Origin of the sequence: Saccharothrix saharensis (assembly GCF_006716745.1) — a bacterium.
Lineage (GTDB): Bacteria > Actinomycetota > Actinomycetes > Mycobacteriales > Pseudonocardiaceae > Actinosynnema > Actinosynnema saharense.
Window position 1 is genome coordinate 7932463 of the sequence record NZ_VFPP01000001.1, and the last position, 10359, is coordinate 7942821.

Here is a 10359-nt window from a genome sequence, read left to right on the forward strand (position 1 = left end):
CATGGACGAACCGGACTTCACCCGCAGGCTCAAGACGGCGCTGCTCGGCACGCCGGACGCCTCGCTCGCGTTCCTCGGCAACTTCGAGGTCGAGGAGCGGTGGGCGCTGGGCGAGCACACGCTGCCCCGGCTCTCGGCCGAGAGCGGCGCGGCCGTGGTCAACCACATGGACGAGTTCGCGCTCCTGCTCGCGGGCGGCGGCGACCACGTGGTGCTCAAGGCCGCACCCGACCCCGTCTACCTGGCCTACCTCACCGACCTGGGCATCGACCTGCCGACCGTGCACGTCGTCGCCGACTCCGACCCGCGCCGCACGGTCACCGCCGACGCCCTGGCCGACCCCGCGATGCTGAGGACGCTGGCCGGTCTCGCCGAGCGGGGCGTGCGGCTGACCGCGCACGGCGTGTCCGACCTCGAAGTCGACCTCGCCGAACGCACCGGCATGGCCCTGGCCGCGCCGGACGCCGCGACGTGCAAGACCGTCAACAGCAAGGTCTACAGCCGACGCGCCGCCGACGAGCTGGGACTGCGCCAGCCCACCGGGTGGGCCTGCGAGACGGTGGACGAGCTGCGCGAGGCGTTCGACCGGGCCCGCCCGCTGGTCGCCGAAGGCCGCAAGGTCGTGGTGAAGGAGGCGCTGGGCGTCTCCGGCAAGGGCATCGCGGTGCTGGAGGGCGAGCGCCGGATGGACCGCCTGCTCGGCATGGTCGCCAAGCAGGTCGCCAAGTCCGGCCGGCCGCGGCTCGCGTTCGTGGTGGAGGAGTGGGTCGCCAAGCGCGCCGACCTCAACTACCAGTTCACCGTGGCCCGCGACGGCGACGTGCGGTTCGACTTCGTCAAGGAGCTGCACACCGAAGGCGGAGTCCACAAAGGACACCGCATGCCCGCGAGGCTGTCCGACGGCCAGGTCGCCGAACTCGTCGAGACCGCGCACCGGCTGGGCAAGAAGCTCGCCGCGGACGGCTACTTCGGCGTGGTCGGCGTGGACGCGATGGTCGACCCCGACGACGGCCTGTACCCCGTCGTCGAGATCAACGCCCGCAACAACATGTCCACATACCAGGCCCGCGTGCAGGAGCGGTTCGTCGGCACCGGGCAGGTCGCGCTGGCGCGGCACTACCCCGTGCGGCTGAGCCGCAGGCTGCCGTTCGCCGAGGTCCGCGAGCTGCTGCGCGGCCTGCTGCTCGACCGGGCCGGCGGCACCGGCCTGCTGGTCAACAACTTCGCCACGGTCAACGCGGGCCACCGCGCCGACTCGGCGTTCGACGGGCGGCTCTACGGCCTGCTCGTGGCGTCGTCGGACGAGCAGCTGCGCGCCGTGGACGACGACATCACCGCCCGACTGGAGGCGCGACCGTGACCGCTGAGTTCGAGGTCCAGGGCATCGGGATCACCGAGATCGCCGAGCGGTACGGCACACCGCTGTACCTCTACGACGGCGACGAGCTGGAAGCGCGGGTGGACGGGCTCAAGGAGCTGCTGCACCCCCGGCTGGAGTTCTTCTTCTCGCTCAAGTCGAACCCCAACATCGGCGTGCTGTCCGTGCTGCACGGCCGGGGCGCGCGCGCCGAGGTGTCCTCGATGGCCGAGCTGGTCACCGCGCGCCGCGCGGGCGTCGACCCGGCCGACATCATCTTCCTCGGACCGGGCAAGAGCGCCGACGAGCTGGCCGCGTGCCTGGACGAGGGCGTCTACGCGATCGTGTGCGAGTCGTTCGGCGAGCTCGCGCTGATCGACGAGTTCGCCGGGCTGCGGGGAGTGCGCGCGCCCGTCGCGCTGCGCGTCAACCCGAGCTTCTCGGTCAAGGGCTCCGGCCTCACCATGGGCGGCAAGCCGCGCCAGTTCGGCATCGACGAGCCGCAGCTGTTCGCCGCCGACGACCTCGTGGCCCGGCACCCGAACGTCCGGTTCCTGGGCGTGCAGGTCTACATGGGCACCCGCATCCTGTCCGAGGAGGCGGTCGCCGAGAACACCGAGCGGATCTTCGAGCTGGCCGACCGGCTCGCCGACCACCTCGGCATCCCGCTGGAGCTGGTCGACGTCGGCGGCGGCCTCGGCGTGGCCTACTTCGACGGCGAGCGCGACCTCGACCTCGCGCTGCTCGCCGCCCGCGTCAACCCGATCATCGCGGAGTTCGCCGACCGGCACCCCGGCACCCGGCTGGTGATGGAGCTCGGCCGCTACCTCACCGCCACGTCCGGCACGTACGTCGTGCGCGTGCGCTACGTGAAGGAGTCCATGGGGGAGCGGTTCGCGGTGGCCGACGGCGGCACCAACCACCACATGGCGGCGGTGGGCATCGGGTCGTTCGTCAAGCGCAACTTCCCCATGCGGGTGCTCAACCGGGTCGACGAGCCCGCCACCGAGAGCTGGCACGTCACCGGGCCGCTGTGCACACCCAACGACACCCTCGGCAAGAAGGTCGAGCTGCCGCCCGTGCGACCCGGCGACCTCGTCGGCGTGCTGCGCTCCGGCGCGTACGGCCCGACCGCCTCGCCGGTGCTGTTCCTCAGCCACGGCTACCCGGCGGAAGTGCTCGTCCACGGCGGCCGCGCGCACCTGGTGCGCTCCCGCGACGAGACCGAGGACCTGCTGCGCCACCAACACCTCCCCGACCGCGCCGCCGCCACGGCTCTCACCGAAGGAACCGCATCATGAGCGAATCCACCACCGTCGCCCCCCGCGAGCGGATCGTCGGCGCCATCACCGCCGTCCTGGCCCAGGTGCTGGACTACGACCTGCCGGAGCTGACCGAGCAGTCCCGGCTGTTCGACGAGCTCGGGCTCGACTCGACCGGCGTCTTCGAGCTGCTGATGCAGCTGGAGGAGGCGCTGGAGGTCGAGTTCGACACCGACAACCTGGAGATGGCGCACTTCGAGACGGTCCGCTCGCTGGCCGACTTCGTCGCCGCGGAAATGGACCGCTAGCCGTGTACCGGACCACCGCGCCCACGTTGTCCCGTCCGGCGGACGCGCGGACGTTGGGGCTGTCGCGGGTCGTGCGGACCCGCGCCACCCCCGACCGCGCGCTCGACGACGAGTTCTCGTTGCGCCACTTCACCGACCTGACCTCGCTCTACGGGGTCGCCGTGCGGCCGGACGCGCTCGCCGCGCCCGGCACCACGTTCACCGCGCTGACCCGGTCGCTGCACGCCGAGCTGGAGCCGTTGGGCCCGGTGGAGCTGGCGATCGTCGCCCACGCGACACCGGACCTGGACTGCCGGCTCGCCGCGGCCACGTACCTGGCCGAGGCGGTGCCGGGCGCGCCGCTGTCGTTCTCGGTGTCCGACGTCGGCCGGTGCGCGCCGTTCGCGGCGTTGCGGATCGCGTCGGACTACGCGGCGCGGCACGGTTACACGCGGGCGTTGGTGGTGATCGCCGACCAGGCCACGTTGCCTTACGACTTGGGCGCGTACGAGGTGGCCGACCGGCCGGCCGGTGACGCCGGGGTGGCGTTGCTGCTGGAAGCCGGGGGTGCGCCGGTGTCGCTGGTGCACACGCCCGGGGTGTCGGTCACCGAGCTGCCGGACGCGGTGGCCGCCGGGTTGGCGTCGCTGGTGGGTCCGGACGAGCGGGTGGCCGTGGTCGCGGGCGCGGGGATCGACCCGGAGCTGGTGCGGCGCGGCGGGACCGTGCGGACCGCGCCGGTCGGGTACCCGTGCACGGCGCTGTGGGAGGGGCTGGCCGACTCGCTGGGGCGCGTGGTGCTCGTGGAGCACGACCCGGTGACCGGTGACCTGGGTCTGGCCGCGGTGGGTGAGGTCCGGTGACGACGTCGGTGCGGTTGGGCGCGGAGGCGTTGTCGCGGTGCCACCTGACGGCGCGGGACGAAGGGCCGGCGCCGGCGTTGACGGTGCTGGGTTCGCTGGTCGTGCCGGGTCTGCTGCCGGCCGGACCGGGTGGGCACGCGGTCGTGCCGCAGGAGGTCGCGGCGTCGGCGGACCGGGTGTGGCTGGACGGCGTCGTGGTGGCGCGGTCGGCACTGGACGAGTCCACTGTGGATGCGGTTGACCTGCCGGGCGGCGCGGTCGTGCTGCTGCGTGGCTTGGGAACACGATCGGGTGAAGTCGGCTCGGAAATGTACGGAAACAGTGTTCTCGTACCTCGGTTGAGAGAAGCGGACGCCGAGACCGACCCCGCCACGTCCGACCAGCGGTCCGCCTGGGCCCTGGGACTGGTGTGGCTGCGGCTCGGGCTGTCGGAGGCGCTGCGCGAGACGTGCATGCGCTACCTGAACGGCCGGCGCACCGGCAGCACCACGCTGCTCCAGCAGCAGATGGTGAAGTCGACCGTCGCCGACGGGCTGATCGAGCACCTGGAGGTGCGGGCGGTCCTGACGGGCGTCGACGCGGGCCGGCTGCCCGCCGTGATCGTGTCCCACCTGCACGCCCGCATCACCGCCGCCGACCGGTGGCTGGTGAACCTGCTGGGCGCGAGCGGGTACCTGGTCGGCGGCCCGGGGCAGGTCGCGCACCTGTCGGAGCTGCTGGCCGAGGCCTACGTCCCCGCCCCGACCGCCGACGCCGGGCCGGCCACCGACACGGGCCCGGCCGCCGACGCCGGGTGGGTCGCGGGACGCGCCGCCGACGCCGGGTGGGCTCCCGATGACGGGCGGATCGCGGGTCGTGCCGCGGACGCGGGGCCGGTCGCCGGTCGCACCGCGGACACCGGTCCGCCCGGGGGCGAGCGGTTCGCGGGTGGTGGGTGGTGAGCGGGCTGGACGCGCGGCTCGTGGCGCTGCGCGACCAGGTGCGCGAGTGGGGTGCGGACTTCCGCCGGCTCGGGCTCGCGCTCGACCGCGACCCCGAGCTGATCCGCGAGCACTTCGACCTGCCCGCCGTGCGGTACCTGTCGACGATGGGCATCCCGCCGGAGTACGGGAACGTGCCCATCCCCATCGCGGGCAACCGGTTCTACGGCACGTTGGCGCTCGAACGGGCGATCATCATGGAGGAGTTGGCCTGCGCCGACGTCGGCATGCTGGTCGCCTCGCCCGGCCCGCTGCTGGCCGGGGTGCTGGTCGACCTGCTCGCCGACCACGAGCAGAAGGAGTGGTTCTACGGCCGGATGCTCGCCGAGCCGCTGTGGACGTTCTTCGCGCTCACCGAACCCGACCGCGGCTCCGACGCGGGTGGCCTCACGTCGACGTTGACGCCGGTCGACGGGGGCGCGGTGCTCTCCGGCGCGAAGCGGTACGTCGGCAACGCCTGCCGGGCACAGCTCGGCGTCGTGTTCGCCCGCGTCGGCTCCGGCCCGCTCGGCATCAACGCGGTGCTGGTGGAGACGCCGGCACCGGGGTTCTCGGCGACCGCGCTGGACAGCATCGGCCTGCGCGGCGCGCGGATCAGCGCCGTCGAGCTCGACGACGTGCACGTGCCCGCGTCGCGCTTCGTCGGGCGGCACCTCTCGCCGTCGCGGCGCGGCATGTGGGCGTTCGTGCAGACGTTCAACCTGCTCCGCCCCGGTGTCGCGGCGATCGCGCTGGGCATCGCGCGGGCGGCGCACGAGTACGTCCGCGACAACCGCACGACGTTGCGCCGCGACGAGCGCGACCGGCTCGACGAGCTGGGCCGGCGGATCACGGCGGCACGCGCGCTCGTGCACCTGGCCGCCCGCGCGGTCGACGCCCGCACCTCCGACGGCTACCTGGCGTCGGCGGCGAAGGCGCGCGCGTCCCAGCTCGCGCTCGACGCGACCCGCTCGGCCTGCGAGTTCTTCGGCGTCGGCGCCCGGTTCGACCACCCGCAGCTGGACAAGCTGGTCCGCGACGCGCGCGGGCTGGAGTTCATCGAGGGCACGTCGAACATGCAGAAGCTGAACCTGTTCCAGGGCCTGTTCACCGGGAAGCTGGACCGGGACGACCCGTTCCGGGTGGGCGTCGGCTCACCGCGCTGAACCCCGCGGACCACCGCGCCACCGCGGCGGTCGACCGCAGCCGCACCCACGGTACCCCGGCCCGCGCCAGCAGGCCGGGGTACTCGGCGAGGTGCCTGCGCCGGGCCTTCACCGCCCACACCAGCACCGAGTTCCGGCCGACGAGGAACGCGGGCGTCTCCCGGTTGCCGTTCCACAGCTCGGTCCGGCGCGCGATCCGGACCGCGCTGCGCCACGCCAGCCGCGGCAGCACCACCCGCAACGGCAGGTCCAGCCACACGATCAGGTCGGCCCGGTGCCACAGCACGTCCGCGGTCAGCTTGGCCAGGTTGCCGTCGACCACCCAGGCGGGCCCCTCGGTGGCCGCCGCCAGCCGGGCCCGGAACTCGTCGTCCGGCGGCGTGCTCCAGCCCGGGCCGTGCTGGAGGGCGTCGAGCTCGACGTGCGGGCTGCCGACCACCCGGGCCAGCCGCCGCGCCACCGTCGACTTGCCCGCGCCGCTCACCCCGAGGACGACGATCCGGCGCACGGATGGCTGATCCACCACCCCACTCGACCACACCGCCGCGGTCGCGTCCACCGGGAATCAGCGGCCCGCGCCGGCGTGCAGGCGGGTGAGGGCCGCGGCGGTGGCGAAGCCCAGGACCGGGTCCGGCCGGTCGGACAGCAGGCTCGCGTACAGCGGCCGGTAGTGCGCGACCTTGCGCGGGGTCCGGCCGTCGCCGCCGTGCGTGGCCAGCAGCTCGCCGCCCCGGTACGCGAACCCCGTCATCGCCGTGTGGTCCAGCCACACCTCCACGTCGCCGCACGTCACCGCGCTGGACTTGCTGCTCGCCCCGGTGCGCCAACTGGTGTGCAACCTGGCCGTGCCCTCCGCACCCCGCGACCGGAACGACGCGGTGGCCCAGCAGGTGTCGCCCTCGTCCAGCAGCGACGTCACCCCGGTGACCTCCACCAGCCGGGACAGCACGGTGAGCTGGTTGATCCCCGAGTCCGCCCACGCCGAGACGTACGACATGAACGCCCGCTCGCCCTTGAGCGCGTACGGGTCGTAGAACGCCGACGTGATCCCGGTGACCGGTCCCCACGACGGGTGCGCCGCGAGCAGGTCGGCGGCCCACACCACCTCCGGCGAGAACGCGAAGTGGTGCGCGGCGAACAACCGGTCGCCTCCCGCCGCGCCCAACCGGTCCAGCGACGCCGGGTCCAGCACCATCGGTTTCTCCACCAGCACGCGGGCGGCCGAGCCCGTCAGGGCCGTCACGGCGAGGTCGGCGTGCGAGTCCGCCGGCGTCGCGACCACCACCAGGTCCGGCCGGTGCGACGACAGCGCGGCGGCGAGGTCGGGGTAGTGCGCGGGCGTGGCGCCGCGGAACGCGGGCGGACCCGCGTTCGGGTCGACCGTGCACACCAGGTCCACATCGGACCGCTCCGCCAGCACTTCCAGATGCGTGCGGGCGATCGTGCCCACCCCCGCCAACGCCACTCGTGTCGTCACCACACCCCGAGTATCCACGAAGGACGTCCCGGCACACGGCGACGAGCCCACCGGGCCGGGGGACCGGTGGGCTCGTCTCTTTCCCGGGGGGAGGGAAGTCCTACTTGCCGTGCAGCTGCTTGAGGTACTCGTAGGTGCTGGGCAGCGTGGTCAGCAGCTCCTTCTGGGTCTGCTTGATCTGGGCGAACACCGGCTCCGCCGAGTCCAGCACGTCCTGGCGCGCGGCCAGCGCGGGCAGGCTGTGGTCGGGCAGGTAGTCCAGCCCGGCGAAGATGCAGTAGTAGTTCGAGTTGTTCCAGAAGTTGCGGAACTCCGCGTCGAAGTTCGCGTAGTAGGTCGACTCGTCGGTGATCGGCATGTTCACCGCCAGGCCCGCCTTGTACATGCGGACCTTCTCCTGGAAGTCGTCCGCCAGCCGCAGCTCCTTGCACGCCTGCCAGAACGCGGTGTCGTTGCGCGGCGCGAAGCTGAAGTGGCCCTGCACGAAGTCGCGCGAGTCGTCGAACATCGTCTCGATCTCCGCGTTGAAGCGGTCCTGCAGGATCGAGTCGAAGTTCTTGTCCGGGAAGTACTTCGCCAGCTGGTACAGCGCCGCGTAGACGAAGTAGATGCCGGTCGACTCCAGCGGCTCCAGGAAGCAGGAGGCCAGGCCGATCGAGACGACGTTCTTCACCCACGCGCGGCGGTTGCGGCCGACGCGGAACTTGATCTGGTTGAGGTTCGCCGTCTCCGGGTCGAGCCCCCACATGGTGCAGAACTCCAGCGTCGCGTCGTCCCGCGTCTGGAAGCGGCTGGAGAAGACGTAGCCGGTGCCGAAGCGGCCCAGCATCGGGATCTTCCACGCCCACCCGCTCGACATCGCGATCGAGGACGTGTACGGCTCCACGCCGTTGGCCGCGTCGTCGTGCGGCACCTGCGTCGCCACCGCGCTGTCGTTGAGCAGGTGGTCGCTCATGTCCAGGAACGGTTCCTTCATCGCCTGGTTGATGAGCAGGCCGCGGAAGCCCGAGCAGTCGATGAACAGGTCACCCTCGATGGTGAGCCCGCCCTCGGTCTTGAGCGCCGAGACGTGACCGCGCTGGTCGATGACCGCCTCGGTCATCAGGTCCTGGATGTGGATCGCGTTCTGGTTCTCGATCGACCACTTGCGCAGGAACGGCGAGATCAGGTTGGTGTCGAAGTGCCACGCGTAGTTGGTCCACTTCGTGCCGTCCATGAACCGCGGCGACAGCTTCGCGTCCAGGATCGGGGGCTCGCGGTAGCAGGCGTAGTCGAACGGCTCGTCGGTCTGGCCGGTGAGCTTCTTGTGCGCCCAGTAGTGCGACAGCGGCTGGTTCTCGTGGTTGGGCAGCAGGCCGAACAGGTGGTAGTAGTGGTCGGTCCCGTCGCCGTACGGGCGCGGGTCCGCCTCACCGCGGCCCGGGGTGCGCCAGTTGGTGAACTTGATGCCCATCTTGTAGCTGGCGTTGCACTCGCGCATCCAGTCCTCTTCGGCGATGCCGAGGAACTCGAAGAACGTCTTGTGCAGGTTGGGGACGGTCGCCTCGCCCACGCCGATCTTGGGGATCGAGGGCGCCTCCAGCACGGTGATGGTCACACCGGGGCCCAGCGCCTTGCCGAGGTACGCCGCGGCCATCCAGCCCGCGGTGCCGCCACCGAGCACCACGACCTTCTTGATCCTACGATCTTCCATCGAGGTTTGTCCTCCCGTCATGATCACGACAAAGGTCGCGGAACCGACGTTCGCCGCAGTGCTGCCGGTGTTCGAAGGGCGATTGCCCGGAATATTCGTGTGGGACAACCTGAACGCAAATAGCTATAGAACGTCTATATCCGATGCCGTCAGCCGCGTGTCAGCGGGTTGTCAGCCGTGTTCGCCACGATGTGGTGGTGATCGCCGCCCGATCGGGTCGGCGCTGCTCGGGGACCTGCACGAGAAAGGGACGGTAACGTGGCACCTGCCTTCGCGGTGATTTCCGGCGCTCAGGTGAACCAGGTATTGCGAGGGCGGGAGAAGCACGTTCTCGAACTGATCGAGGCCGCCTACCGGTGGCACGGCGAAGGCGACTCGGTCAATCCTCCGTCCTATTTCCTGCGGTTCCCCGAAGATCCCTCGTCGCGGATCATCGCGCTGCCCGCGTCGCTCGGCGGCGACATCGGCGTGCACGGGGTCAAGTGGATCTCCAGCTTCCCCGCGAACGTCGCCGCGGGCCTGCCGCGCGCGTCCGCCGTGCTGATCCTCAACGACCGCGAGACCGGCTACCCGATCGCCTGCCTGGAGAGCTCCATCGTCAGCGCGGTGCGCACCGCCGCGTCCGCCGCCCTGGCCGCGGACTGGCTCAGCCGCGGCCGCAACCGGCCGACGCGGGTCGGGTTCGTCGGCACCGGCCTGATCGCCCGCTACATCCACACCTACCTGACCGCGACGGGGTGGAGCTTCGACGAGGTCGGCGTGCACGACCTGAGCGCCGACTCCGCCGCCGGCTTCCGCGAGTACGCCGAGTCCGCGGGTGACGGCGTGGTGCGGGTCCACGACAGCGCGGAGAGCCTGATCCGGTCGAGCGACCTGGTCGTGTTCGCCACCGTCGCGGGCACGCCGCACGTCTCCGACCCGACGTGGTTCGACCACAACCCGCTGGTGCTGCACGTGTCGCTGCGCGACCTGTCGCCCGAGGTGATCCTCGCGTCCACCAACCTGGTGGACGACGTGGAGCACTGCCTGAAGGCGAACACGTCGCCGCACCTGGCCGAGCAGCTCACCGGCAACCGCGACTTCCTGTCCGGCACGTTGCACGACGTCATGACCGGCGCGGTGACGCCACCGGCGGACCGGCCGCTGGTGTTCTCCCCGTTCGGCCTCGGCGTGCTGGACCTGGCGGTCGGCAAGCACGTCTACGACGAGGTGTCGCGGGCGGGCGAGCTGGCCGTGGTCCCGGACTTCTTCTTCGACCTCGACCGCTACGGCAAGCGCTGAGCCGCCTGACCGTG

The 10359-nt window shown here is 71.7% G+C and carries 10 protein-coding genes; 7 read left to right on the forward strand and 3 right to left on the reverse strand.

All coding sequences use genetic code 11. From position 1 onward, the window contains the following. Nucleotide 1 precedes the first annotated feature (1 nt). The 6 genes from FHX81_RS36200 to FHX81_RS36225 are packed head-to-tail and all read left to right on the forward strand — an operon-like array spanning nucleotide 2 to nucleotide 5894. Complete coding sequence (locus FHX81_RS36200) at nucleotides 2–1360, forward strand: preATP grasp domain-containing protein (protein ID WP_141982980.1); 1359 nt, start codon at nucleotides 2–4, stop codon at nucleotides 1358–1360. Further along, nucleotides 1357–2658 (forward strand): type III PLP-dependent enzyme, encoded by a 1302-nt coding sequence (locus FHX81_RS36205; protein ID WP_141982981.1) that lies wholly within the window; start codon nucleotides 1357–1359, stop codon nucleotides 2656–2658. The genes FHX81_RS36200 and FHX81_RS36205 overlap by 4 nt, the downstream gene beginning before the upstream one ends. Further along, a complete protein-coding gene (locus FHX81_RS36210) occupies nucleotides 2655–2927 on the forward strand; it encodes an acyl carrier protein (protein WP_123742182.1) in 273 nt (90 codons plus the stop codon). The genes FHX81_RS36205 and FHX81_RS36210 overlap by 4 nt, the downstream gene beginning before the upstream one ends. Nucleotides 2928–2929: 2 nt before the next feature. Beyond that, a complete protein-coding gene (locus FHX81_RS36215) occupies nucleotides 2930–3769 on the forward strand; it encodes a beta-ketoacyl-[acyl-carrier-protein] synthase family protein (RefSeq protein WP_141982982.1) in 840 nt (279 codons plus the stop codon). Beyond that, nucleotides 3766–4710, forward strand: coding sequence for a hypothetical protein (locus FHX81_RS36220; RefSeq protein ID WP_211363659.1), 945 nt, complete (start codon nucleotides 3766–3768; stop codon nucleotides 4708–4710). Before FHX81_RS36215 ends, FHX81_RS36220 begins: the two co-directional genes overlap by 4 nt. Beyond that, nucleotides 4707–5894: an acyl-CoA dehydrogenase family protein gene (locus FHX81_RS36225; protein WP_141982983.1), complete on the forward strand. Its 1188-nt coding sequence runs from the start codon at nucleotides 4707–4709 to the stop codon at nucleotides 5892–5894. The genes FHX81_RS36220 and FHX81_RS36225 overlap by 4 nt, the downstream gene beginning before the upstream one ends. Here the strand turns inward: FHX81_RS36225 and FHX81_RS36230 are convergent. The 3 genes from FHX81_RS36230 to FHX81_RS36240 form a co-directional block, all read right to left on the reverse strand. Continuing rightward, entirely contained in the window at nucleotides 5836–6417 is a 582-nt protein-coding gene (locus FHX81_RS36230; RefSeq protein ID WP_141982984.1) for a P-loop NTPase family protein, read from the reverse strand. The two genes, FHX81_RS36225 and FHX81_RS36230, sit on opposite strands and share 59 nt — an antisense overlap. Before the next feature lie 42 nt (nucleotides 6418–6459). Continuing rightward, entirely contained in the window at nucleotides 6460–7374 is a 915-nt protein-coding gene (locus FHX81_RS36235) for a Gfo/Idh/MocA family protein (protein WP_170232297.1), read from the reverse strand. A 97-nt stretch (nucleotides 7375–7471) separates the two neighbouring features. Continuing rightward, nucleotides 7472–9064 carry a tryptophan halogenase family protein gene (locus FHX81_RS36240; protein WP_141982986.1) on the reverse strand — a complete coding sequence of 531 codons (1593 nt, stop codon included), beginning with the start codon at nucleotides 9062–9064 and terminating at the stop codon, nucleotides 7472–7474. A gap of 258 nt (nucleotides 9065–9322) precedes the next feature. Here FHX81_RS36240 and sbnB point away from each other — a divergent pair, with 258 nt between their 5' ends. Continuing rightward, nucleotides 9323–10345 (forward strand): 2,3-diaminopropionate biosynthesis protein SbnB, encoded by a 1023-nt coding sequence (gene sbnB / locus FHX81_RS36245; RefSeq protein WP_141982987.1) that lies wholly within the window; start codon nucleotides 9323–9325, stop codon nucleotides 10343–10345. Nucleotides 10346–10359: the final 14 nt, after the last annotated feature.

Excerpts from the sequence above, each read along its gene's own strand:
- FHX81_RS36200 (WP_141982980.1), top strand. The coding sequence starts at position 2 with ATGGACGAACCGGACTTCACCCGCAGGCTCAAGACGGCGCTGCTCGGC.
- FHX81_RS36210 (WP_123742182.1), top strand. The coding sequence starts at position 2,655 with ATGAGCGAATCCACCACCGTCGCCCCCCGCGAGCGGATCGTCGGCGCC.
- FHX81_RS36240 (WP_141982986.1), bottom strand. The coding sequence starts at position 9,064 with ATGGAAGATCGTAGGATCAAGAAGGTCGTGGTGCTCGGTGGCGGCACC.